The organism is Paenibacillus algicola (assembly GCF_005577435.1).
GTDB lineage: Bacteria > Bacillota > Bacilli > Paenibacillales > Paenibacillaceae > Paenibacillus_AQ > Paenibacillus_AQ algicola.
On the sequence record NZ_CP040396.1, the window covers coordinates 3,472,737 to 3,498,783 of the forward strand.

Here is a 26,047-nt window from a genome sequence, read left to right on the forward strand (position 1 = left end):
AAAAAAAGCTTCATGCGAGCCCTAAGAACGCATGAAGCTGGTTGATTGGAAACGTAGTATACCCTTTAAATAATATGCTGGAAACGCTGGGCGTGATCTTCCAGCTGCTGAGATGAGACAGACAAGCCGTTGAAATCCTCCACCGCTGCTTTAATCATGTGCTGGCTCTCCTGAACGTCGAATTGCACCTGACTCGCTCCTGTGGAAATCTTGATGACTTCCTTTGTAATCCCGTTGATGTTGCTGCGTACTTCCCCGATGGACTGCTCCACCTTCACCGAGAGCTTGCGAACCTCCTTCGCCACCACATCGAACCCGCGTCCGTGCTCTCCGGCTCTTGCGGCTTCAATCGCTGCATTCAGAGCCAGCAGCTGAGTCTGGCTGGCAATATCGCGGATCGTCTGCACCACGCCTTTGATTTCATCCGCACGGCGATGCAGGCCCTCCAGCGTCAAGGCATTATTCTCGGAGACCGAAGCGATCTGATCAATCAGATTCATCAGCTCTGCACTACGATGGATGCCCTTCGTCGACCGGCCGCTTAAATCCTCAGCCATCTTGAGCAGATTCTCTACTACAAGGGAAATATGGTTCTGACGCTCTGTAATATTGGTTGCGATCTTCTGGATTCCGATGACCTTGCGGGCATCCTCGTCCATGATCGGCATATAGGTCGCTTCCAGCCATACGGATTGACCGAGGGCGTCTCTTCTCTCGATTTTGTCCTGAAAGCTTCGGCCTTCGAATAGCCGCTGCCAAAACAACTCATATTCCGGACTAAGGCTGAACTGAGGCAGACAAAATTGCTTATGATGCATACCGAGCATATCCTCTTTGCGGTACTTGACGCTTGAAGCAAACAGATCATTGACATAAGTGACTCTTCGACTTGCGTCGAAACGTATAACCGCCACGTGCTTTTCCAGCGCATGTACAATCATAGGATCCGATACTCTAACCTCTTCCAGCTGCTGCAGCATAATATGTATCCACCCTCTCAACATTTCAGACCTTAGTTGAAACATTAGTCCTAGTTACAATTACCCTGTATATCTCTAAATTGAAACATTTTTATCGTTATTTTTCGACATGTTCAATGTGATATTTAGGAAAGGACTATTAGCAAGCTGCAGCTTAGTAAATGGTGGGAGACTTTTCAGGCTAATAGAATAGTAAGAAGGTCTTAATCCCCTGCAGATCGGGACAAAGACCGCTTTACACATAAAAATTTCACGGCATGCAATGTTTGAGTTTATTGCAAGGTCTCTGGCACCTCATGGGTGATTGGCTCGATCATTTCAGAAAATATAGTGGGTGCATCCTCGTTCCCGTCAAAGCGAAAGCTCGGGTAGTTTACGCTTATGAATTGTTGGAATTGTCCCAGCGTTAACGGCTTTGCATGAGGCATTAACTCATATCCCAGTTCACCGTTGTTCTCAAGCGTCCCCGTTTTGACATCCTCCACCCTTGAAATTCCGGAGAGCCTCAGCCTTTTTTCCAGATCATCAACCGTTAATCGCATCCGTTTCATATTATCTGTTAGCAGCTCGCCATCTTGAATGACAGGAACCGATCTGCTCTTCAACAGATTCTCAGCTTTATTTGATTTAACAGAGACCCATTCCACCAATACCAGAGTCGCTAAAAATACAGCCACTGCCAGCAATGATTCAGACAATCCCTTGCCGGAAACCTGAGAACCTAATACCGAACCAATCGTCAGCAAAATCCCGATCTGGGGAATGGTCATTTGAGAAACCGACTTCCGACCACTTATCCTTAACAATAGCATGCCGCCCGTTGCCAGAAGAAAAGCTTTCCAGATTACTGTAATCACCTGCAAGCCTCCTAAATTCATTATTCTTATGATTTGCGCTGTGATTAGCATAGGATTCCCATAATCTGCTCCATGATTCAATCCAGCAGCCCGTGGATAATGGCAGCCGCTTCCGCCCGGGTCAAAGCGCGATCCGGCTTGAACGAGCCGTCCGGATCGCCCTGCATCAAGCCAGCCCGGAATACAGCATCGACGATACTTCTGGCCCAGTGGTGCACCACATCGTGAAAAGCCGGCGTACCTTCACTTCGCTCCAAGCCGGCTCTTTACGGAACGCCAAACAGCCGTACCCACGTGTAGCTTTCGGGTACGGCTGTATATGAACTTGATTCAGCGGCAGCCGTTACACTACCTTGCTTTATACGGCCACCACATTCGGTCTTCCTCAAGCAGCAGCCCTTCGACTCTCTGGCGCAGCTGCTTGAGCCTGCTGACCTCGCCCTGCTCAGTAGCATACTGAAACACCGCCGCGACAAGCTCTACGAAGGTGCGGTAGTATTTTTCCCGGATGGGGATGCACCATAAATAGTCCTTCCCATCCAAGAGATCCCCCTGATACAGGCTGATGGCCTGCTCATAAGCGGCTATGGTCTCACGCCGGGTCGGCTGCTTACAGGCAGCCAGTCGATCAAACTCACGAAAATCACAATATACGTCTTTCGCATCCACGGTGTAAATGCCATTTTTGCTTCGGATGTGGAGCTGGATTCCTGCATTTCGCAGGGACTGCTTCAACCGGAACATCATCGTATGTAAATTTTGCTGGGATTTCTCTACGGACGACTCTTCCCACAGCTCATCAATAATCCGCCATTTGCTAATTCCTTTATCCTGGTGCAGCACGAGCAGTGCCAGCAGCTCTTCGATCTTCGGGGTTAAAAAGCTTGATGGACTCCCCTCTATCCGCAGATGCGGATTACCAAAGAAATAAAGCTCTCCCTGGTCAGGGAGCTTGGGAACATCCAGTCCTTTTTTCTTATAGACCCGGCTCACAATTTCATCCACCGACTGTACATCGACCGGCTTCAAAATATAATGAATCGCGTTCAGCTCAAACGCCCGGATCGCATACTGCTCGTAAGCGGTCACGAACACAATGGACAGCTCCTTCGTATTCGGGGACTCCATCAGTCTGGCTGCCAGCTCCAGTCCGCTCATCTCCGGCATATCCACATCGAGAAAAAGCACATCGGCATCCAGCTGCGGAATCTGTATCAGCGCTTCCTCCGGATCTGTAAACGAGCCCATGATGCTGATTCCGGACGCTTCTCGGATGACCTTATTCAGCAGATCCAGGACGAGCCGCTCATCATCGACCAGTACCGCCTTAATCATGACATCACCTCCTGCTCTCGATGTAGCGGAATGGAGAAATAAACCTCGGTTCCCTGACCATTCGTATTGAATTGCAGCTGTACGCCGTACATTTGCTTCAAACGAGCGTTCACATTGAGCAGACTGATGCCGTTTCCTGTTCGGTCCGCTGGATCCTTGTGACCCTGCCGGATCGGAGCCAGCTGCTCGGCGGCCATGCCTTTGCCATTATCCTTCACACTGATAAACATGCTATTTTCCCGCTTCTGAATGATCAGCTTCACTTTGCCGCCGTGTTTATTTTTTAAAATCCCATGACGAATGGCGTTCTCCACCAGCGGTTCAATGACGAGCGGAATGATCTGCAGGTGCATTAGATCCTCATCGACGTCAAAATCAACCTGAATCCGGTCCTCGAACCTGGCTTTTTCAATATCGACAAACACTTTAATCCAATCCAGCTCGTTCCTGAGCGTAACATAGTCTGTATTCACATCCACCTGAAAGGAGCGCTTCAAATAATTAGACAGATCACTCAGCAGCCGGCCCGCCCGTTCGCCATTGGTGTAGCACAAGCTGATAATACTGCTCAAGGTATTAAACAAGAAATGCGGTTTAATCTGTGCCTGCAAAAAAGCCAGCTCGTTGCGCTGTGCCTCCTTGGTTGTCTGATCAAGCGTAGTATGCGTCTGAATCAGCTGAATGGACAGCTCCTCATTACGTTTATACGAGTTGGCATATCGGACCAGCAGCAGTGCAGCCAAGGCGATGCTGTATACGGAAACCGTCAGGAAGGAGATAAACATATCTGACTTGATACCCACACTGAACAGAATCATATCCAGCCAGTACAGAAAAACACTGCAGATACAGATCAGAAGCGTGCGGTGCTCCGGACTGCTGGAACGGCTGCGGACGTACTGAATGACCACTCTGACCCAAGCCGTAAAAAACAGCAGCACCGTGGTGAGGATATAAAAAGTGAAGGTACCGGTATAAATCTGAACAGGCACAATGAGCACCAACAGCATAAAAATGCCATAGTACACCAGCAGGAGATAAAGGCTTCGGCGGGACAGAAAGGCCGGGTTGACCTTATGGATCACCACCCACACCGTGATGACGCTGCAAGCACTCATTAAATGCCCGAACCGGAAGGTATGCTCCAAAGTCATTCCCGGGATAAATTGCGCAAAAATACGCTCGCTGTAAATCCCGTTCATAATCCCGAAGAACAGGCAACTGAGCGCCAGCGGCAGCGTGACCGGTTCTTTTTTGCGATAATGCTTGTTCCCCAGCCACAAGAGCAGGTACAAGAAGCCGAGCACCATAACAATTAAGATCATGGCGAACTCGAACATTAGCTTGCGGTTCTGCAGCAGGGAAAGCCCCTCCTGCGTTCCAAACAGCATAGGTTTGGCAATGCCGCCCACAATATACTCGTGATTGGCTGCGTGAATGACGATCTCTGCCGTTCGCTCCTCCAGTTCAAAATAGACAACCGTGGAGGAATTACCCGCCACGCTATTCTTGAGCGTCATCGAGGCACGGCCGTCCTCCAGCAGCAGTTCTCCGTTGACATACACCCGGCTGGCATTGCGGATATTTGCTTTTTTCAAGGCGAAATATTTATGGTCAGGAATGTTGTGAATCACCGCCCGGTAAGTAGCAAAGCCTTTGGCCATATGCTCATTGCCGTCCAGATCCATGAGCCAGTTGCCTGGCACCTGTATATACGATGCTTGCTGTGAGAGTGCAGTGAATGATTCCGGATCGACAAACTGATTCCAGTAAAATTCCCACTCCCCATCCAGCGCAATCACCTCGTCATGAAGGAAATTCGTTTCAGCCAGATCCAGGGTGCCCTTTTGAACATGAGTTGTTATCTGCAAAGCCTGCGAGTAATAATATATAAGAACCAGTAATGTTACAGTGATTGCGGTTACAAAAGTGATGCGGATACGTTTCAACCTTCACACCCTCTACCCTGTTTCGTGTCACATGTTGTCGTTTGAAGTCGCACGGTCCGTTTCATGGTAGCATAATTCTCCGGGGACTAACATTCTTTTTATCCCAATTATGGTGTTATTTCATAGTAATAAGAAGAGTGATGGCAAACACCATTATAACAGCTCATTCTGTGCGCCACGGCCGTATCCACTCACTACTTTGTCGGGTATAATGGTTTATAAATAAGGATCCATGACGATCGCAAGAACGAAACGATTTAGCAATATATTTTTATAAAGGAGTGGTTCTCCATGTCAATGGTACGCAAACTCCATCCTCATATAGCAAAAGACTTAAGGGAGTTTTTATCTGAAAACAATATTTCCACCAAGAAACTTGTTATAGACCTTGAAGCAGAAACCATTGAGGACTTTGATGATTACTCCGTCAATGACATTTTAAGTGTGGCTGGAATCCTGAAGCCCGGTGAAGCGCAACAATTATTAGATCATATTCAGGAGTCACGGGAGGGCTGGGGAAAGTGACCCACAACCACTCCTACATGTCGATTCCGCTGTCTCAAGAAAAGCAGCATTCATGCAAAGCAAGCAGAGAAGCAAGGGACGGAAAATAAAAACTCCTGATGCGCTCATTATTGCAACTGCCTTAACAGCTAATTTGATACTGGTTTCTCTCCTCACATCGGCAATGAATCACTAGGAACGGTATCTAACTAGATTTTGAACCCCTCCTAATAATCAAAAACAGAAGACACCTTGGAGCGATTTCCATCACTCTAAGGTGTCTTCTTTTATAAAATATGGACAAAATGTGGGCAATCCGGGCTTCTCCGAGGAGAAACCCTTGCCACACAGGGGTTCATACCCCGTTTTACATCATGCCACCCGGTGGCGCAAAAACACCAGGTATATGGAAAATGCAGCACCGCTCATACTCATTCTCTCTAATCCAGCGGAATATTAGTGTATTCTTCGTTCCGAATGTTTGGCTGATTAGTAAAGTTGGTTGGGCTTAAGGGCAGATAATCATAATATTAAAATAAACTTTACAAAAGTTAGTAAAATGGGGCTCACCTCTTTATTTATATCTCCTAGAGATCAGAAACTCGGCAACGGGGTACACAGCCAAACCGAAGCACAAGATGAGGTTTAATGGAACATTGTCTTGTCCATTCACGTACTTCTCGACGACGAGAAGGATGACCAAGGCGATTAGAAGGGCGTAGTAACTAATTTTTGCGCTTTTCAATTGAATCGTCTTGCCCAATTCGTCGTCTTGACTGAAACCCTGATGCTGGGTTCCCCATGTCAAAGCGGACATGACCACTCCGAGCGGAATCGCCAAGCGGATAAAATCGTCAACAACCCCAAGCGTATCTCGTTGAAGCCACCGGTAGAACATTTGACAGAACAACAGGAAGAATAGTCCCCCAACGATATAAGCTAGAAGCTGACGCCAGTTCATCTTGGCGGTTTTCATAATTTTGTTCCTCCTTGAAGAGACTTGTTAATTACGAATGAATAACTCATCGACTGTCATGCCTAAAACTTCCGCAAGTCTAAAGGCAAGCTGGAGCGTCGGATCGTATTTATTATTCTCGATAGCATTGATCCAACCCCGTATATCAAAATGTTTTTACATCTCCATTTAATTACACTGTAAATGTCAAATTCTTTTACAATTTTCCCCTGATAAAAGCTGACTTCATAACTTAAGGGCGCGTTAAGCAAACGGAGACCGTTACTCTAACAGCACAGCGGCAGTCTTGCAATTAGACTAAACAGTGGGCACAGCGCATTCCACCAAAGACGCCAAACAAGAATGCGCATATCGAATCCTTCCATGCGATTCTAGAATCGGAGTGTTATCAGCGGCACGAGTTTGAGAACTATCAACAAGCGTATGAAATCGTCAGCCGCTTTATCCACAACTACAATCACAAGCGAATCCATGGTAGCCTACACGATCTGTCGCCGTACGAATACCGAGATGCAATTCAACAAGGAATGGTGGAGCCCAAGGTCATCAAAGTGTAACCGCCGGAAGAAAAATGACGAAAAACGCAACAACCTTAAGCAATTCTATGCAATTTGTCGAATAAGAGGTTCGTGGTCTGGATTAAAGGGGTTAAACCGGTTTGTTGGGACTTACAACAATACAGACAATTGATCCACTCCCAAGCAGTCACCACAACTATGTATACATAACAGCTTAATTACAATACTCCTTAAGCAGCATGAAAGGGCAATGAAAGGGAATCTAACAGGATGCCCCTTTTCTTTAAACAGTTACATATAGTTTTCGTAATACCACACCCCAATGATAAATATTATTCCAAATAGAAACATAAGAAAAAATAATAACCAAACTACAAACAATAATATCCAAAGACTTCGTTTAAATACTTTTTGAATTAGTTTATTCATTATTCCTGTTAACCTCCTAAACAAAATTTATATCATATTTCATTAGCATGTTCTCTGATCCGATTTTCTCGCACAGCGCGACGATTAATTGACTCGACCGCCGACATCGATACCATATTCCCAAATGGTATGTAAATTCCATAATCTATGTCATACGCATACTTCATTGCTTGCTTAGGCTGAAGTAGGCATTCATGGGTATCTCCTATCACCCCAAAATCTCCAACTATTCGTATGCTCCCCAGCAATTTCAATAAGTTTGTAAACCAGAGCTACGGAAAATGTTTTTGAAAATCCCTGCTCCTTTAGTTGTTCCATAATTATACACATCAATATTATGATCAGTAATGTATTCAAAAAATGGCTCAAGATGCTTAATCTCTAAGGCAAGTCGCTCCCTTTCATAAAAAAAGAAGACACCTTGGAGCGATTTCCATCACTCTAAGGTGTCTTCCTTTTATAAAATATGGACAAAATGTGGGCAATCCGGGCTTCTCCGAGGAGAAACCCTTGCCACACAGGGGTTCATACCCCGTTTTACATCATGCCGCCCATTCCACCCATGCCGCCCATGTCTGGAGCAGCAGCCTTCTCAGGCTCAGGCTTGTCAGCGATCACCGCTTCGGTGGTCAGGAACATTGCTGCTACAGATGCAGCGTTTTGCAGGGCAGAACGCGTTACCTTCGCAGGGTCAACGATGCCTGCTTCGAACATGTTCACCCAAGTGTCAGCAGCAGCGTTGTAGCCAATGCCAACTTCTTCGTTCTTCAGGCGCTCTACAATAACAGAGCCTTCCTTACCAGCGTTCGCAGCGATCGTACGGATTGGCTCTTCCAGCGCGCGCAGCACGATGTTAACGCCAGTCTTCTCGTCGCCTTGCGTTTCTACCGCAGCAACCGCTTTGTATACGTTCACCAGAGCAGTACCACCGCCGGATACGATACCTTCTTCTACCGCAGCACGAGTCGCGTTCAGAGCGTCTTCGATACGCAGCTTGCGTTCTTTCAGCTCGGTTTCAGTAGCTGCACCGACCTTGATAACAGCAACACCGCCAGCCAATTTAGCCAGACGCTCTTGCAGCTTCTCTTTGTCGAACTCGGAAGTCGTTTCTTCCAGCTGTGTGCGGATTTGCTTCACGCGAGCTTCGATATCCGCTTTGTCGCCAGCACCGTCCACGATAATGGTGTTCTCTTTGGTTACGCGTACTTGACGTGCAGTACCCAGTTGGTCCACAGTAGCGGATTTCAGGTCCAGACCCAATTCCTCGGTAATCACCTGGCCGCCTGTCAGAGCAGCGATATCCTGCAGCATAGCCTTGCGGCGGTCGCCGAAGCCTGGAGCTTTGACAGCCACTGCATTAAAGGTACCACGCAGCTTGTTCACGATCAGCATCGCTTGAGCTTCGCCTTCGATATCTTCAGCAATCAGCACGAGCGGCTTGCTTTGTTGTACGACCTTCTCCAGCAGAGGCAGAATTTCCTGGGTGTTGGAGATCTTCTTGTCGGTGATCAGAATGTACGGATTATCAAGCACCGCTTCCATCTTGTCTGTGTCTGTAATCATGTACGGAGAAATGTAGCCGCGGTCGAACTGCATACCTTCTACAACTTCCATTTCAGTCAGGAATCCACGGGATTCTTCAACCGTAATGACGCCGTCCTTGCCGACTTTCTCCATGGCTTCTGCGATCAGCTGTCCTACTTCCTCGTCAGCTGCAGAGATAGAAGCAACCTGTGCGATGGACTGTTGTCCTTCAATCGCTTTGGAGATGTTCTTCAGCTCTTCTACCGCTGCACGAACAGCCTTGTCAATGCCTTTGCGGATAACCATTGGATTTGCACCCGCAGTAACGTTCTTCAAGCCTTCGCGAATCATCGCCTGAGCAAGAACCGTTGCTGTTGTTGTACCGTCACCGGCAACATCATTCGTCTTAGTCGCTACTTCCTTCACGAGCTGAGCACCCATGTTCTCGAATGCATCTTCCAGCTCGATTTCTTTCGCGATGGTTACACCGTCATTCGTGATGAGCGGGCTGCCAAACTTCTTCTCGAGTACCACGTTACGTCCTTTCGGACCCAATGTTACCTTTACTGCGTTAGCCAATGCATCTACACCGCGAAGCATTGCGCGGCGAGCGTCTTCACTGAACTTAATATCCTTAGCCATGATATTACATACCTCCCTGGAATTTTAATAAATTACGAATGTGCTCCTATATGCAGGTTAACGAATTAACCCAGAATCGCGTGGATGTCGCTTTCTTTCATAATCAAATATTCTTTACCTTCATATTTGATTTCTGTTCCAGCGTATTTAGAGAAGAGTACACGGTCGCCTTCCTTAACTTCCAATGCTACGCGCGCGCCGTCCTTCAGAGTACCGCTGCCTACAGCGATAACCTTTCCTTCTTGCGGCTTTTCTTTCGCGGAGTCCGGAAGCACGATCCCGAATGCCGTGGTTTCTTCTTGTGCGATAGGTTCTACCAATACGCGTTCACCTAAAGGTCTGATCATGAAAAATAGCCTCCTTGTTAAATAAATATAAGGTTTATCTGAGCCTTGCTGTATGTATTAGCACTCAACAAGTCTCAGTGCTAACAACCATGTTTTATGATACTCAAGTTGATCTGAAATTTCAAGTACCCCGAAGCAATTTTTACTCAAATTTTACTTCAAATCAGAGCAGCATCCGGGTTTGTCCAGCAACTCCCCTCTTCCATTGTATCCAAGGGTCCCCACTTTATGCCTGAGGGCCATTCCCGCTTCTCCCTGCAGCCTGCTTAAAGAGCACTACGCCAAACTATAGTCATACATATCTAGAGTAAAGGGCAGATAAATTCTGCCCCTCCTCATCAAACCGTACGTGAGGTTTTCCCTCATACGGCTTTCCGATGTTCGTCATTCATGTGCGTGCAGATCACAAGAGCGTTTTAAGTCCATATTGTTTGGACAATGCTTTCACTTCGCTTAACGAACTCATCCATCGCGTGCGTTGACGCTTCTTGGCAACCCACTTTGCTAAGCGCTGCAAGATGTACCAATCTAGTTTTGCCATCTTCTTTTGGCTGTAGGCTGTGTAGTAGTAGTTGCGCCACCCCTGTATTTTTGGGTTTAAATATCCCAGGTGGTCCTGGAAAGTCTTGTGACGCATATTCGGCGGAGCAAGTCGCTCCTTCACGACCTCTCGGATTCGCTCTTCCGCCTTGCGACACAGCCACTGCTGGGTCGTATAGTATACTTTGCCTTTGGATGTCTCGGCTTTCGTCTTTCGATGGTGCATGCCTAGAAAATCAAAGCCTTCTTCTCCTGTCCATAGTCCAACGATGCGTGTCTTGGTTGGATGTAACGTTAGCTCTAGGCGGTCCATAATAACTCTAATGAGTTCGTACGCCCGATCTGCATCCTTCTTTGTTTTGCAGATGACCACCAGATCGTCCGCGTAACGTGTGAGTTCCCCCATTTTACTGCCATGCCGTTCCCACAGGAGATCAAAGTAATTCAGGTAGATATTCGCCAGCAGTGGTGAAATGACCCCACCTTGTGGTGTACCCAAATCTGAGCGTCTGACATTGCCTTCCTCCATGACACCTGCACTTAGCCACTTCCTCAACAGCTTCAGAATTCGTCTATCGCTGATTCGCATTTCTACCAGCTTAATGAGTTTCTCCTGATTAATGTTGTCGAAGTACCCTTGGATGTCGACGTCGACCACCCAATTCCCTTTGCGATTGCATGCTTTCCGAATGCGATCTAACGCTTGCTTTGCACTTCGTTTTGGCCTGAACCCGAATGACGTTTCCTGAAAATCCGCCTCGAAGATCGGTTCCATGACGAGTTTCGCTGCCATCTGGATGACGCGGTCTCTCACTGTGGGAATGCCGAGCGGTCGCTTTTTGCCATCCTTCTTCGGAATGTAGTAGCGCCTTACGGGTTGCGGATGATACTCGCCTTCTTTAAGAAGCCGTTGACATTCGTGTACAAAGCATGTTTCTCCTTGTTTTTCGATATCTGCCAATGTTTCTCCGTCGATTCCAGCTGAACCCTTATTAGCTCGTACTCTTCGCCATGCCTCCCACAGGATGTCTATTCGATAGACCTTGTCGTACAACGCGTGAAACCTTCGCTTCTTGTTTTCCTTGGCCGCATGACCTAGTTTCTCTTGGAGTTGTTGAACGTTTTCCTTTGGTGTTGTTAGCCGTTTGGCATTCACTGACTCGTACCTCCTTAAGAAACTTGAACAAAGCAGGGCTCCTTCCCTCCTGCAGGTTTTGTTGTCCTGCATTCTTCGGTACTATGAGCCCCTCGGACTCCCTTCCTGCAGACGGTTCACTTCACCTTTTAGGCTTATAGAGCGTCTCTTTACGGTTTCAAAAAAAAAAAACGTGCAGGGGAGGGCCTCCCCAGTTCACTGCATCCTCTTTCATACCATGCCGATCCCCATACGCCGGAGGATTCTTCACTGCTGATCCAAGTTCTAAACAGCTTCCGTGGCCTTCGTCCAATGCAGCGAGACTCGGCATCCTCTCTTCCCTCTTGCGAGGCCTTTTTGACGACGCGGCAGAATTCACTTTATGTTACGGCCTGGTACGTTGCTCGCCCCATCTCTGACGGGTGCTTTCGTCAATACGCTTCTACTTACAGATTTCGCCATAAGCAGGTATCCTAGCTACACAGGGGCTTGGTTCCTCCTGTGACCGGATTTTCACCGGCTAGAGAATGCGTGCTTAGCTGGGCACGCCTGCACAAAAAAAGCGCCCCCACAGGGACGCTTCTCACTCTTCTTCTTTGCGGACATACCGCTCTTCCAGTTCCATATCTGCCGCAAGCTGCTTGCGGTAGATAAAAGCGGATAAATAAACACTAAACTCATAGAGCAGCAATAGCGGAATCGTTACGAGAAAGTCGGAAATGAAATCCGGCGGCGTAATAATAACAGCGACAAACACCAATGCAAAATAAGCATAGCGCCGCAGCTTCTTCAGCCGGATCGGATTCAAAATGCGTATTCTCGTTAGAAACATCACAACCAGCGGCAGCTCGAACAGCAGCGCCAGCGGCAGCACGAGGTTAAACATAAAGCTGAAATAATTCGTAATTCCGTACGTTTCCTCCAGCCCCATGCTCTGAGTAATTGTTGTTGTGAAGGACAGCGTCATCGGAAACACGATATAGTAGCCGAATAATACGCCTGCAATAAACAGAACAAAGGTATACGGCACATAGCGGACAGCCGCCTTCTGCTCCTCTTTGCGCAGGCCAGGCTTTACAAACGCCCACAGCTGGTAAAAAATAAACGGCACTGAAATGACCAGCGAGAACAACGCCGCAATCTTCATATAAATGCCGATGCCGTCCCAGAAGGAGAAGGCATTCAATTCGAACTGCTGTGCCTGCTCTGACCCCGTCAAATACTGATAGACCGGCTCGGCAATAAACAGGCCTCCGACCAAGCCGACCACAAACAAGCTCAGCACCCATATAATCCGCCGCCTGAGCTCGGTCAAATGCTCAGTCAGCTCCATTAACTTCATCTGCTCGGACACGCCCATCATCACCTCATCACTTCACCAAGCAGCTTCACATGCTCAGAAACAATCAAATCCCTCCGAAGAGGGATTTCTGTACAGCTGCTACGCAGCTTATTCCGGCAGACGCTTGTCTTCTGCACGTGCAGCAGCAGGCTGCGGTGCAGTCTCAGTCTTCTTGGAAGCCGGCTCATCCTCTATAATCTCGCGTGCTCCGTCCTTGAATTCACGAAACGTTCTTCCTACTGCACGTCCCAGCTCAGGAAGCTTGTTCGGACCGAACAGCAGCAGCGCAAGAATAACTAACAGAATAACTCCAGGTACACCTATTGAAGAACCCATAATTACATCTCCTCCTTATACAGCACAGAAGCAGCCGACAGGGGCCGATTCAGGCAGCAAATACCGTCATCACTCAGAACAACAGCACATAGACATATATCGACATCATATCATATCAAAAATGGCATAAACAGCCCTTCTTCATGACAAATTGTGTACAAATCCTGCTTCTTTTACGTCCGTGAATCTTCCCGGTACTGCCCCGTTACCATCAGCAGCGCCTCCGGCAGCTGATCCATCACTGCCGCCAGGTTCTCATGCACACCCTTAGGGGAGCCCGGCAGGTTCAGCACGAGCGTCCGTCCGCGAATACCGCATACACCGCGGAACAGCATGGCACTGCGGTTCTTCTGCATAACCGCGGCCCGCATGGCCTCGGCAATGCCTGGAACCTGTCTCTCTATAACCCGAAGCGTTGCCTCGGGCGTCACATCCCGCACCGCAAGCTCGGTTCCTCCCGTCGTCAGCACCAGATCCACATGGTAATAATCGGTCAGTTCAATCAAAGCGGCCGTAATCTCGTCCTCTTCATCCGGGACAATCCGGTATTCGATAATTTGCCCGCCCAGCTCTTCTTCTACCAGCTCCCGGATGACCTGGGCACTGGTATCCTCGCGTTCTCCCCGTGCCCCCTTGTCACTGGCTGTCAGGATCGCCGTCTTCCACACCATGAGAAATCTCTCCTTTCCCTCATCAGCGAATATCCTGATTCATTAAATATGATTGTCAAAGCTAGACTTGATAATCTCCATTCTTGCCGCCGCGCTTGCTCACCAGGCGCGTCGGTCCGATCTGCATATCCTTTTGCAGCGCCTTGCACATGTCGTAAACCGTTAAAGCGGCAGCAGACACCGCCGTCAGCGCCTCCATCTCAACCCCCGTCTTGCCGGTGGTCTTCACAGAGGCTTCTATATAAAGCTCATCCAGGCCGTTGTCGCCAAACTGAATATCGACTCCGGTCAGCGGCAGCGGATGACACATCGGGATCCAGCTAGACGTATTCTTGGCCGCCATAATACCCGCGACTTGAGCTACTGCCAGCACGTCACCCTTCTCGATGCCGCCCTCCAAAATCCGCTTCAGCGTGTTGGGATGCATTCTTACGGCGGTTTGCGCTACCGCGGTCCGGTGCGTTACTTCCTTATCCGTGACATCGACCATTCTCGCTCTGCCCTGCTCGTTCATATGACTAAGCTCCATGATATGGCTCTCCTGTTCCTGTTTCAAACTTCATCCACCCCTGATCTGTGACCAGTCCATCCAGCCTCAGGTCATGAATCTCCATCGGCACTTGAGGGATCACCTGCTCCTGAAATCCAATGCCTATCCATCTCGGCTGCCGGCCTGCCGCCTGCGCTTCCCCATCCAGCCGGCTGCGCAGGGTATCAAAATATCCGCCGCCATAGCCCAGCCTTCCGCCATAAGCATCAAAAGCCAGCCCTGGCACCCAGATCACCTCCGGCACTTGCCCGGGGCCATATTTCACGGCTGTCTTCGGATCGGGCTCCGGAATACCGTAGCTCCCCGCTGCAAGTGAAGCTTCAGGGGTCAGATCATACAATTCCATCTCTCGAGATCCGCGCTGACTGCGAGGAACAATAACCTGAACCCCGCTGCTCCAGGCCCATTGAATGATGGGCCAGGTATCGAGCTCTGAACGGAAGGGCAGATAGATCAGCATGCTGGCGAATCGATATTGCTTCATACATTCCACAGCCAGATCTGACGCTTGGCGTGACAGCCGGTCCCTGGTCTCCGGGCTTAATGAATCCCGAATCCCCTTCATCCTGGCACGTAAATCCGACTTCGCCTCAGACGGCAAAGATATGTCATAACTCCTGTCCAAACCTGAGCTCTTCCTCTCGGATCTTATTTAAGTTTAGTTTACCACTGTTCCTCCCTTTCGCCAAGAATGCGGAAGCGATGACGTGATCTGTCGCTTGTTTTTTATTTTTCATGTAAACTGGCTTTAATGTGACATGATGATCTGCAAGAGCTCTAGATCTTCCCGTAAAGTTCAAGATATAGATGGAGGTATTACACAGCATGCTGTTACAAGCGAACGGAATTAAGAAATCATACGGCGTTACTCCCGTGCTGGAGGGGGTGAATCTGCAGATTCTGGAGCGTGAGCGGATTGGCCTGGTCGGAGTGAACGGAGCCGGTAAATCTACCCTGCTGAAAGTGCTGGCCGGCGAAATGTCCTACGACAGCGGACAGATTTTCAAATCCAAGGAAACTACAATCGGTTATCTGGCTCAGAACAGCGGACTTCAGTCCAGCCGCAGCATCGGGGAAGAAATGCGAGAGGTGTTCGCCCCGCTGCTGGACACCGAGCGCGAGCTTCGCCAGCTGGAGCAGCAAATCGCCGAGCGGAGCAGCAGCAGTGACTCCAAGCAATACGAGGACCTGCTCGCCCGCTATGCCGCCCGCTCCGACTGGTTCAAGGACCATGGCGGATATGAGATGGAAACCCGGATTCGCAGTGTACTGCACGGTATGGGCTTTGGCGGCTTTTCGCAGGAAACGCTCATTTCCACCTTAAGCGGCGGGCAGAAGACCCGCCTTGCACTCGCCCGCATTTTGCTGCAGGCACCGGATCTGCTCATGCTCGATGAGCCTACCAACCATCTCGACATCGCGACCTTAACGTGGCTGGAGGATTATTTGCGAGGGTATGCCGGCGCACTGCTCGTTGTCTCTCATGACCGTTATTTTCTGGACCGGCTCGTGACGACAATTGTAGAAGTGGAGCGGCATCAATCCCGACGCTATACCGGTAATTACAGCAAATATATTGAATTGAAGGCGGCAGAGTATGAGTCGCAGCTGAAGCAGTACGAGAAGCAGCAGGATGAGATTGCGAAGATGGAAACCTTCATTCAGCGTAACATCGTTCGGGCGTCTACAACCAAGCGGGCACAGAGCCGGCGTAAAGCCCTGGATAAGCTGGAGCGGCTGGACCGTCCGGCAGGAGATTTGAAGAAGGCTCACTTCTCTTTTGAGACCGAATATATGTCAGGCAAAGAAGTGCTGCAGGCCCGTGATCTAGCCGTGTCCTTTGAGGGAAGCAGCACGCTGTTCCGCAATGTTTCCTTCGACCTGCGCCGCGGAGAAACCGTAGCGTTAATCGGACCGAACGGGATCGGGAAATCCACATTATTGAAATGCTTGATGGGAGATATGCAGCCGGCCGCCGGTACTTTTCAATGGGGAACCAAGGTGAAGCTGGGCTTCTATGACCAGGAGCAGTCTAACCTGAACCCCTCCAATACCGTGCTGGAGGAGCTATGGGGCACCTATCCCCATTTTGAAGAGGCAAGGATTCGTACGGTGCTGGGCAACTTTTTGTTCAGCGGTGAGGATGTTCTGAAGAAGATCAGCTCTCTTAGCGGCGGGGAAAAAGCCCGTGTTTCCCTGGCCAAGCTCATGCTCCTGGAAGCCAATATGCTCGTGCTTGACGAGCCGACCAACCATCTGGATCTGTTCAGCAAAGAGGTGCTGGAGTCCGCCCTGATGGATTACGAGGGTACTCTGCTGTTCATTTCTCACGACCGTTACTTCTTGAACAAAATGGCGGAGCGGATTATTGAGCTGCATACGGAGGGTGCGGAGCATTTCCTGGGTAATTATGACGATTATACGGAGAAAAAGAAAGAGCTCTTGGAGCTGGGCTACGAGCCCGGAGAGCCGTTTCAGAAGACCTCTGACTCGTCTGCAGCCCGCAAGGAGTCCAAGCCGGATGCCGGAGCAGCCGATAAGCCAGGGGCCTCCTCTTATGAAGCGGACAAGCAGGCGAAGCGCGAAGAACGGAACCGGCAGCGCAGGCTGGAAACGCTGGAGAACCGCATCCAGGAGCTGGAGAACGAGATTGCCAGCCTGGAGGGAGAAATGGCATTGCCGGAGGTATATCAGGACTATGTCGCCCTGCAGGAGAAGCAGCAGCAGCTGGATGCACTGAAGGAAGAGCTGAATCCGATTTTTGCAGAATGGGAGAATTTGCTGGAGGAAGCCTAAGGTGTCTCACTCTAATCTTATCCCAGCCGTGTGATCTTAGGTATTTGGACATACTGGGAGAAGATTTACAGCGACGTTCACAAAATATTCATGATTGTAAACTTGTTTACACATCAAATGTTGTGCACAGACTTATCCCCAGATGTAGTGAATAACTCCGCCCTCATCCGGGGATAAAAAGCGCTTCATTTGCTTATAAACTGGCTTTTTCATCACTATGACCAATATTATCCACGAAGTTGTACACATTATCCACAGAATTCACACCTAATTGTGAAAATGTTGTTCTCACTTTCAGTCTTTTGTAAAATCGCTGTCTATCAGCCTTCCACAGACTTATGCACAATTTGGGTAGAATATGTGTATAAGTCTGTCCACAACTTGACTTCCACTTTGTTTCGTAATAGTGCAATACGGTTAATGTAATTTTTCGTGTGTTTTATTAACTAGACTGATCTTGCTTCTGGTATTATCATGTTCAAGGGGCATTTATGGGCACGCATACAGTGACTTCTTCTCTCACATTACAAAAAACGCTCACGCAATTCGTTTGTAGAACACTCCAACGAATTGCGTGAGCGATAAACATTTTTCTTGTTCGGTTACAGACTTTTTCCTTTGATAATTACTCTATTCTAAAATCGTATTCATGGATCTCGCTTGCTGCGCCTGTTGTAGCAGGAATTTCTTGAGTTAAGAGCGATAATATTCCTTCTGTTTTCCAGCGTTGAAAGTCTAATGAAGGGGATTGACTGTACATAGCATTATTGGTATAAATAAGGCCCCAGTCGTTCCAATTGTTAGCTTCAGTAGCTGCAGCAATTTTGACCCTGTTACCTTGATTAAAGATCATTAACCCTGTGTTATTTGAATCAAACACTATTTGTGACCGGCTTCCTAAAGGCACGGAATTCATTACATTTTTACGCCATACTTTGTCGGTTCCGCGCCAATAATGAGTATATTTTGCGTCTGCTCTTGCCAATTCCCAAGTAGAATAATTAGGGTTACCTTCTGGCGCATGGGAGGTGACCACGTGAACACGCCCCTTATCGTCCACATAACTATAACCATGATTCATTAATCCATGATTTTGATTGATCGTCCTTACTTTTAACCCAGCAGTCGAAACTTTCATCGGGTCACTTTCTGTCGTGGCAACGACGGTCCCACTGTTATTCTTCCATGTTGCTCCGTAATCTTCGCTATAAGCAAACATAATATCGTGATTGGTCATCGCATCTGGAGCCTCTCGCCATACCCAAGTCAAATATAACTTATTATTGAAATACTGAGGGCGGTCAAGATACGCATTTCTACTTGTTGAGCCATTATAATTTCCTTCGCTCGAAATAATTATCCCGTTTTTCTTCCAAGAGTGTGTCGAGTTTCCGTTATAGGTGTACAAAATCGTGTCCCCATCTCCCGATCCGCCGCTTCTTCGGATGAATTGAAGATTCCCGTTGGGTACATCGATAAATCGGGGATACGTGACCTTCGTTTCTGTTTGCCCTGGAATCAACTGTGAAGTGACCGGTCCAAAAAGATTTGTGCTCCACACGACACTTTCTGGATTGTTGGCAACCCCCCGTTGGGATACCCTATAATGCAAATCATTATTATGATGGTCAAATGCCAAATGAATCGTTCCATCTGCTCTGCTAATACCAATCACCGCAGTATTATGTGTATCATTGGATGTAAAATTATAATCGGTGAAAGTAATAACACTCCATCCCGACTTCGGTGAGAGTTTACGTCTCGCAAGATTCACATAAGACTTTCCATTGCTTTCTTTGCTGTAATATACAGCATATTGATAGTTATTGTGGGTAACCATCATATCCTGTGCGTGAATTGCACTGTTAATATACAAACCATACTTGCCAGAAGAGAAATTATGCCCCTGAGTGTCAATGACTTGATCATTGATTTTGACTACACTTACGCCTGTCACAGCCTGTACAGATACACTTGAAAAGCTAAAGGTAGTAATCATCACCGCCAGAACAAGCAGTAAAGCCAAACCTTTTTTCATCATCTCAAAACCTCCTACTTTTAATTAGTTTCAAAGAAAATTACAGTATTCTATTACGTTGCCATCACCTCCTTTATATTTGTTATCCCACAATTTCAAAAAACAGGGCGACTCATATAACATAACTGTATGGGTTCGCCCTGCTCGGTACATGTTTTAGATCAAATCAGATTTTTCAAGTAATCGTTCGATCATCTTAGCGACCTCGGCTCTTGTTATGAAACCCTTCGGTACAAGCTTCATACTGCTTCTTCCTGTAATTAGTTCTGCTTGAACACTAGCCGCAATGCCGGTCATTGCCCACGTAGAAGCATCTGATACATCTTGAAACGAACTAAGTATTGCACTTGTTGCACGAGTAGGAGATTTAGACTTCAAATCCGTAATCACCATCGCCCTGGAGAGGATAACCATAGCTTGTTCTCGGGTAACCTTGTCATTAGGACGGAAGGTCCCATCTTCAAATCCATTGATTATATTGTATGAATATGCAGTGTTTATCGCGCTGCTGTTCCAATCTGTTGCCTTTACATCCATGAATGAGCCTGTTCTATCTGCAAGATCTACCCCTAAACCTTTAACAAGGATAGCTGCAAATTCGGCCCGCGTGATTTCTTGGTCAGGGCTAAACATTTCGTGTCCTGTTCCTTGAATAATCATGCGTGAGGCCATCTGATTGACTGTATCCTTCGCCCAGTGATTTTCTAAATCCCTAAATTCCTGCCTGTTCTCAACTACGACGTAAGTGCTATTAGTCAAACTTTTGATTTGTACGTGAAACCGATCATCCTTGTTAACGACCTTGGTAGGTACATGGCGAACCGTTCCATCCATCTCTACAATTAATCCTGTCGTAATTCGATCTGGATCAATGCCTTCTGGAATCACAATGCTGCGTTTCACATACGAATTGAATTTTGAAACCTCTTCTGTACGGTCCTTGTAAACTGCTTTGACTTCGAAATTCACAGGCGGCAATATCATAGAAAAGCCTCTGTTTGTTGCCATGTTTTCAACTACTTCAACCATATCATCTGTCGGCGTTGCAATAACAATCTTAATCCGGATGTCTTCTAATGCTAAATTGACTCCAAATCGCTCTAAAACGTCATTAATATGAATTTGCTGCGCAGGTAAAGTGTATGTTGCCAGCTCGGTGCGCAACTCTATTATGGCTTTTTTCGCCTCCATATTTTTAATCATGCGCCCATTCAATTCCCCTATAACGACCTCACTTCCGGTTACGACTGGAATCGTAATAACTGCTCCTTTAGGCGTTGCTTCAAGGCGTTGTTTCATTTTTTCTTCATCCATTACAATTGTCGTTACAGTTTGCCCATTTGCTTGTGCTGTCTTTGCAATACCCAAATGCTCTATCTTTCCATTGATAAGAATCTCCGCCTTATCACCTGTTGTTTCAGACGTCGTTGGTGCGGAAGGTTCACCGGTATTATCACCGCCCGAAGAATCTACAGGCTTAACAGCAGCTTTTGATACAACCTGTGTCACATTAAATGTCACATCAGTCAGATTGTCAGCAGATATCGTAATCGTCTCGGTGTAGGTTCCTGCTGCCAGGCCGTCTTTTGCTTTTACCGTAAAAGAGGTCTTCGCGCCGCTATCTAAAGTTCCTTCAGGTTGCGTGATAATAAAATTAGTGCCGGTAATGGTTGCTTTAAGATTGGATAAATTTCTCGTGCCGTTATTATATACATCGATCGTGACAGTCTCCTGTGAGCCTGACTCGTAGCCTTGCGTTAGTGCTGTTGCAGATTGATCCGTTATTGTAGCGATCTCATAGATTGGTGCCACGTAATCTAACGGCGCATAAACGAGGATATCGTTGTAACTAAATTCGTGATATCCATTCAGTTCATTGGGCAAGATTTTTTCCCCTAACATCAGCTCACTTCTACTGAACATGGGTAACGCCCAGTCCTTTAATGAAGCTTCAACCCCTCCGCCTGTGATTTGTTCCCAAGTCCATTCTTTTTCTCCTAGAATGTATGGTATTACGAAATCATATCCACTCTTTAGGCTTACACCTTCATCAGATTTATAGGACCATAAGTCAACATTGGTGAAACGACGGCTCAAGTCAGCAAGTCTCACTAATGCCCATAAGTTATTAACCGTATAGCTAACAGATTTTGTTCTTCTTAACTCCTCCGGCTGACTACCATCAGGCGCAATGTGAGCTTCTATACGTTTTATCATAGTCTCTTCAATCAACGCTTCAGCTTCATTCACTTTTCCAAGATAAATCATAAGTCCTGCGACTTGATAATCATAATTTGTAGCATGATTATTTGTTCTAGTACTTGCCCCAATTCCAAACTCACTTGTTCTCAGCCAGATTAAATACTGATTAAACCAGTCCTTCATTGATGCCAGCTCACTTTCAGCCAGCAATTGATTCTTCTCTAACACTTGAAGTGTTGTAATCACTTTACCGATATCAGTCCATTCGATGATCCCAAACATGGTTCCGCTTACTTTACCTGGTATAGCCTGACCAAAGCTTACATGAGGATTCACTTTCGTTTCTTCATTAATAAACCAAACCTGAACAATTTCTTTGGCCTTATTTATATATTTTTGATCCTCTGTGAAATAATAGGCCAATGTTAATGTATTTAATGATGTAAACATTTCTCTTAACCGAGTAAAATCAGTATCCGAACCTCTAGTTATAGGATTAAGTACACCATCTTTATGAATCCATGGCATACCGTTTTCTGTATCTGGGTTTGGCCACCAGTATGGTGCAATACTATAGTAATCATGGATATCACCACTTGCTGGTATAAGTGTTTTATTCGTTACAGGATCAATTGCCTTTGCCAGCTCTGCATCTGCTTCAAGAACCAGAGTCTTGTAAGCCTCTACAAACGTATGATTATTTGCTTCAATTTCTCTTTTTGCCAGGTTTAGCCTTTCTTCATTTAAATAAACCAGGCCCTTTTCGGTAGGAGCCCCGTTTTCATCAATATCTAACGGCGCATAAACAAGGATATCGTTGTAACTAAATTCGTGATATCCATTCAGTTCATTGGGCAAGATTTTTTCCCCTAACATCAGCTCACTTCTACTGAACATGGGTAACGCCCAGTCCTTTAATGAAGCTTCAACCCCTCCGCCTGTGATTTGTTTCCAGGTCCATTCTTTTTCTCCTAGAATGTATGGTATTACGAAATCATATCCTTTTTTCAGATTGACTCCTTTTTCCGTCTCGTAGGTCCATAAGTCGACCTCTGTAAAGCGACGGCTCAAGTCAGCAAGTCTTACTAATGCCCATAGGTTGTTAACTGTGTAGCTAACGGATTTAGTCCTTTTTAATTCAAGCGGTTGGCTGCCATCCGGATCAATTTGTGCTTCTACACGCTTTGTCATAGCCTCTCTGATCTTGGCTTCAGCCTCATTTATCTTACCTAAGTAAATCATGAGACCTACCACTTGATAATCATAGTTGGAACCGTGATTATTCGTCGTGTTATCTTCCGCGATCCCGAATTCACTTGTTGTTAACCACGTGTAATATTCGTTCAGCCATTTACCCATGACCGTCCGATCACTGTCACTCCACAAGTTGTTTTTCTCTAGCATTTGAATTGCTGTAATTACCTTACCGATATCTGTCCAATCGATCACAGCAAAATTTGTTCCATCTTCAGTACCTGGTCTAGCTTTACCATAGTTAATATTAGGATTTACTTTTGTTTCTTCATTGATAAACCACACCTGAACAATTTCTTTGGCCTTATTTATATATGTTTGATCCTCTGTGAAGTAATACGCCAAGGTTAAAGTGTCCAAAGATTTGAACATTTCCCTTAAGCGTTTCCAATCAGTATCAGGGCCTGCAGTTGTCGGATTGAATTCACCATCTTTATAAATCCAAGGCAGCCCATCCTCTTTTGTAGGGTCTGGCCAAAAATATGACGCAATCGTATAATAATCATGAATGTCACCGCTTGCCGGAATAAGTGTTTTATTCGTTACAGGATCAATTGCCTTTGCCAGCTCTGCATCTGCTTCAAGAACCAGAGTCTTGTAAGCCTCTACAAACGTATGATTATTTGCTTCAATTTCTCTTTTTGCCAGGTTTAGCCTTTCTTCGTTTACATAAATCAGATCAGTCTCACGTTCTTGTGTCACTTCTTCACCTAGGATGGTAAGATTAAATTCTTTTTGTGCACTTTTCCCATTCTGAGTTCCTGTTACAGTTAATTTAGCTTGCTGATTGTAATCTCCGCGAGTGATGTCTACAACTCCTGTTGTATTGTCAACAGTAGCTGATGCATGGTCAGAAGTCCAACTAAATACGGTGTTCCTTGTTCCTTTAATTGGTACGCTAAAATTCTGTACGATCCCCCACATATTAGCAATTGAAATTTCATCCAAGTCCGCTTGTATATTGAATTCATCTGTATTCGGTACCGCAGCCGACGCTTTCATTGCGTACAATCTAATACCTACACCATATTTGGTTTTATCAGCTAATGTCCAGTAAGCGCTATCCACTTGTCGCATATCCATACCATTCACAAGAGGATATTCTTTTAATTCCCCGCTGTTTATCCCCACATATATTTTATCTTCAACGGTATCCACAACGACCTTGGCCATCGCCTTCTCCTCTAGCACCACTGTACTAAGTGTCTCGTATGAGCTTCCGGTCTTTACCTTCACCTCGTTACCTTGGTGCTGCATAGATAGCACGGTGTTACTTGAACCTTGCGCACTCTTGGCTGCAAGGTTAAATTGAGCTCTACCTGCACCGCCATCTGTGCTGCTGTTTGCAAATTCAAGGTCTATTGTTACAATACCTGTTGCATCTTCACTAAACTGTCTTTTTAGTGCTTTACCACTGCTGTCCCCTTCCGAACGATACAACTCCATATATTCATGGGTATACCCTTCACCATTTTTCACTGTCCAATCCATTGATAAATTACCCTGCACATCATTATAGCTCTCATCAAATAGCACCTGCGAAGAAACTTCTTCTGCACCATTCGAATCTTGAGATGTATTAGCATACACATAGCCATTGGGTGATAGAACTGAACTGATGCACACACACGACACCATCATAACCGTCAATTTACTTTTGATACTTTTTAGCATTTTAGAGTTAGACATAGATCATATTCCCTCCTCAGTTCGCTTAATCATGCTTTATTCATTTAACGTGTTAACGTATCTGTCATACTCCTTCCTTTACGGTATAATGGGCACGGTACCTGATTCGTCCGTTGCGTAACCCCAGAGATTGATGTAATGTTCTCCAGGTAAAAATTCGTCGTTACGCTTCTCCAGCATCCTCATAAGCAGGTCATCCAACTCTTTCTGTAAATGGACCATTTCTGGCACCCTGCATAAATTATAAAGCTGGTATGGGTCTAACGCATTATCGTACAGCAGCCATGGGCCACTCAGATCTCGCACGTACGTATACCGCTTCGTGCGGATTCCGCGATACTCGCGGCCACCTAGGGAACGGCGGTACTCTCCAGCCGGATGAATACAAGCAATAAACGCCGCTTCCGCCGGGGCTGGCTCAGTTCCATACAAGAATGGTGCATAATTAATACCTTCGACGGTTGATGGAATCGCAATTCCACTTAAACCCAGCAATGTTGGCATAATATCCGGGCTATTGAATGGTTCTTTAATTCGTTTACATTCTCTTGAAAAAACCGATGGATAACGCAGCAAAAACGGCACTCGGATCGACTCGTCCCACGGTCGCTGCTTGCGTATATCTCCTTGTGAATAAATCATGTCCCCATGGTCGGACGTGTAGACAAAGATCGTATCCTCATCCTTTCCCGTTTCCATCAGAGTCGTCAGCAGATCACCGACATATTCGTCGAGTGCAGAGATATGGGCGTAATAACCGGCCAAATCTCTGCGCGCGTCCAGTTCGGCTGTAGCAGGTACATTGTCGCGGAGCATGAGCTTCTCAGGCTCATACATTTCCCTGAACTGTTGTGGTGCAGTATGATATGGATTGTGCGGCGGCCCCCATGACAGCACCAGGAAAAAAGGCTTGTCGCTAGCCTGCCGTGCGCGGATATAGTTCTGCGCATCACGTGTTTGAGCTTCTGCATCATAGCCCTTCCATTGCTGTTTAATATCCGTGTCCGCATAATAGAGCGAATGATTATAGTCGTGCGTACACTCCAGAACCTTCCAGTAATCAAACCCCTGACGATCCTCTCCAGCGATATATTTGCTTCGACCACGACCATCGACATGCCATTTGCCTATATAGGCCGTATCGTAACCAGCGCATTTAAAGGCATCGGCACAGGACACCGCTTCATGATTAAGATGAACATCGTTAACGAACACCCCATGTGTCAGCGGGTAGCGTCCTGTTAAAAAAGTCGCCCTATATGGACTACAGCACGGGACATTAGCTACGGCAGTGTCTAGGCTGACGGACTCTCTTGCCAGTGCATCCAGATTCGGCGTCTTGACATCTGGATTACCATTATATCCTGTTGCCTCCGCGCGGTGCTGATCACTAAATACATAGACAACATTAGGTTGCTCCTTCATTAATTCAC

At 46.8% G+C, this 26,047-nt stretch carries 20 protein-coding genes and 1 pseudogene; 3 read left to right on the forward strand and 18 right to left on the reverse strand.

The features are described 5' to 3' along the window. Nucleotides 1-65 precede the first annotated feature (65 nt). The 5 genes from E6C60_RS16315 to E6C60_RS16335 form a co-directional block, all read right to left on the reverse strand. Nucleotides 66-980 carry a methyl-accepting chemotaxis protein gene (locus E6C60_RS16315; RefSeq protein ID WP_138226809.1) on the reverse strand — a complete coding sequence of 305 codons (915 nt, stop codon included), beginning with the start codon at nt 978-980 and terminating at the stop codon, nt 66-68. 272 nt (nt 981-1,252) lie between these two features. Next, nucleotides 1,253-1,837, reverse strand: coding sequence for a DUF421 domain-containing protein (locus E6C60_RS16320; protein ID WP_175415340.1), 585 nt, complete (start codon nt 1,835-1,837; stop codon nt 1,253-1,255). A 77-nt stretch (nt 1,838-1,914) separates the two neighbouring features. Next, nucleotides 1,915-2,094 carry an S-layer homology domain-containing protein gene (locus tag E6C60_RS16325; RefSeq protein WP_138226811.1) on the reverse strand — a complete coding sequence of 60 codons (180 nt, stop codon included), beginning with the start codon at nt 2,092-2,094 and terminating at the stop codon, nt 1,915-1,917. 91 nt (nt 2,095-2,185) lie between these two features. Beyond that, nucleotides 2,186-3,172, reverse strand: a complete 987-nt coding sequence (locus E6C60_RS16330; protein ID WP_138226812.1) for a response regulator — start codon at nt 3,170-3,172, stop codon at nt 2,186-2,188. Beyond that, nucleotides 3,169-5,121, reverse strand: a complete 1,953-nt coding sequence (locus E6C60_RS16335) for a sensor histidine kinase (protein ID WP_175415341.1) — start codon at nt 5,119-5,121, stop codon at nt 3,169-3,171. Before E6C60_RS16335 ends, E6C60_RS16330 begins: the two co-directional genes overlap by 4 nt. Nucleotides 5,122-5,412: 291 nt before the next feature. Here E6C60_RS16335 and E6C60_RS16340 point away from each other — a divergent pair, with 291 nt between their 5' ends. Beyond that, complete coding sequence (locus tag E6C60_RS16340) at nt 5,413-5,646, forward strand: hypothetical protein (RefSeq protein WP_217496345.1); 234 nt, start codon at nt 5,413-5,415, stop codon at nt 5,644-5,646. A 553-nt stretch (nt 5,647-6,199) separates the two neighbouring features. Here the strand turns inward: E6C60_RS16340 and E6C60_RS16350 are convergent. After that, entirely contained in the window at nt 6,200-6,601 is a 402-nt protein-coding gene (locus tag E6C60_RS16350; protein WP_138226814.1) for a hypothetical protein, read from the reverse strand. Nucleotides 6,602-6,628: 27 nt separating this feature from the next. Continuing rightward, a pseudogene (locus tag E6C60_RS16355) lies at nt 6,629-6,742 on the reverse strand (helix-turn-helix transcriptional regulator); the annotation flags it as partial. Nucleotides 6,743-6,918: 176 nt separating this feature from the next. On the opposite strand from E6C60_RS16355, the gene E6C60_RS21615 reads away from it, so the two are divergent. Beyond that, nucleotides 6,919-7,158, forward strand: coding sequence for an integrase core domain-containing protein (locus E6C60_RS21615; RefSeq protein WP_138227853.1), 240 nt, complete (start codon nt 6,919-6,921; stop codon nt 7,156-7,158). A 927-nt stretch (nt 7,159-8,085) separates the two neighbouring features. Here E6C60_RS21615 and groL read toward each other — a convergent pair. From groL to E6C60_RS16400, 8 genes are all read right to left on the reverse strand, one after another. Further along, on the reverse strand, nt 8,086-9,714 hold the full coding sequence (gene groL, locus E6C60_RS16365; protein ID WP_138226815.1) for a chaperonin GroEL: 1,629 nt from the start codon (nt 9,712-9,714) through the stop codon (nt 8,086-8,088). A gap of 65 nt (nt 9,715-9,779) precedes the next feature. Continuing rightward, on the reverse strand, nt 9,780-10,061 hold the full coding sequence (gene groES / locus E6C60_RS16370) for a co-chaperone GroES (RefSeq protein WP_138226816.1): 282 nt from the start codon (nt 10,059-10,061) through the stop codon (nt 9,780-9,782). 403 nt (nt 10,062-10,464) lie between these two features. Further along, complete coding sequence (gene ltrA, locus E6C60_RS16375) at nt 10,465-11,757, reverse strand: group II intron reverse transcriptase/maturase (RefSeq protein WP_138226817.1); 1,293 nt, start codon at nt 11,755-11,757, stop codon at nt 10,465-10,467. Nucleotides 11,758-12,319: 562 nt separating this feature from the next. After that, complete coding sequence (gene tatC, locus E6C60_RS16380) at nt 12,320-13,096, reverse strand: twin-arginine translocase subunit TatC (protein ID WP_407669168.1); 777 nt, start codon at nt 13,094-13,096, stop codon at nt 12,320-12,322. A 90-nt stretch (nt 13,097-13,186) separates the two neighbouring features. Further along, nucleotides 13,187-13,414, reverse strand: a complete 228-nt coding sequence (locus E6C60_RS16385; protein WP_138226818.1) for a twin-arginine translocase TatA/TatE family subunit — start codon at nt 13,412-13,414, stop codon at nt 13,187-13,189. A 173-nt stretch (nt 13,415-13,587) separates the two neighbouring features. After that, entirely contained in the window at nt 13,588-14,085 is a 498-nt protein-coding gene (locus E6C60_RS16390) for a MogA/MoaB family molybdenum cofactor biosynthesis protein (protein WP_138226819.1), read from the reverse strand. A gap of 61 nt (nt 14,086-14,146) precedes the next feature. Next, nucleotides 14,147-14,614, reverse strand: coding sequence for a cyclic pyranopterin monophosphate synthase MoaC (gene moaC / locus E6C60_RS16395; RefSeq protein WP_138226820.1), 468 nt, complete (start codon nt 14,612-14,614; stop codon nt 14,147-14,149). Then, a complete protein-coding gene (locus E6C60_RS16400) occupies nt 14,604-15,260 on the reverse strand; it encodes a 5-formyltetrahydrofolate cyclo-ligase (RefSeq protein WP_233281040.1) in 657 nt (218 codons plus the stop codon). Before E6C60_RS16400 ends, moaC begins: the two co-directional genes overlap by 11 nt. Before the next feature lie 200 nt (nt 15,261-15,460). On the opposite strand from E6C60_RS16400, the gene abc-f reads away from it, so the two are divergent. Further along, nucleotides 15,461-17,431 carry a ribosomal protection-like ABC-F family protein gene (gene abc-f / locus E6C60_RS16405; protein WP_138226821.1) on the forward strand — a complete coding sequence of 657 codons (1,971 nt, stop codon included), beginning with the start codon at nt 15,461-15,463 and terminating at the stop codon, nt 17,429-17,431. A gap of 625 nt (nt 17,432-18,056) precedes the next feature. On the opposite strand, the gene E6C60_RS16410 is transcribed toward abc-f, so the two are convergent. From E6C60_RS16410 to E6C60_RS16420, 3 genes are all read right to left on the reverse strand, one after another. Then, nucleotides 18,057-19,472 (reverse strand): BNR repeat-containing protein, encoded by a 1,416-nt coding sequence (locus E6C60_RS16410; protein ID WP_138226822.1) that lies wholly within the window; start codon nt 19,470-19,472, stop codon nt 18,057-18,059. 153 nt (nt 19,473-19,625) lie between these two features. After that, complete coding sequence (locus tag E6C60_RS16415; protein ID WP_138226823.1) at nt 19,626-24,614, reverse strand: alginate lyase family protein; 4,989 nt, start codon at nt 24,612-24,614, stop codon at nt 19,626-19,628. 78 nt (nt 24,615-24,692) lie between these two features. After that, on the reverse strand, nt 24,693-26,039 hold the full coding sequence (locus tag E6C60_RS16420; protein WP_138226824.1) for a sulfatase family protein: 1,347 nt from the start codon (nt 26,037-26,039) through the stop codon (nt 24,693-24,695). Nucleotides 26,040-26,047 lie beyond the last annotated feature (8 nt).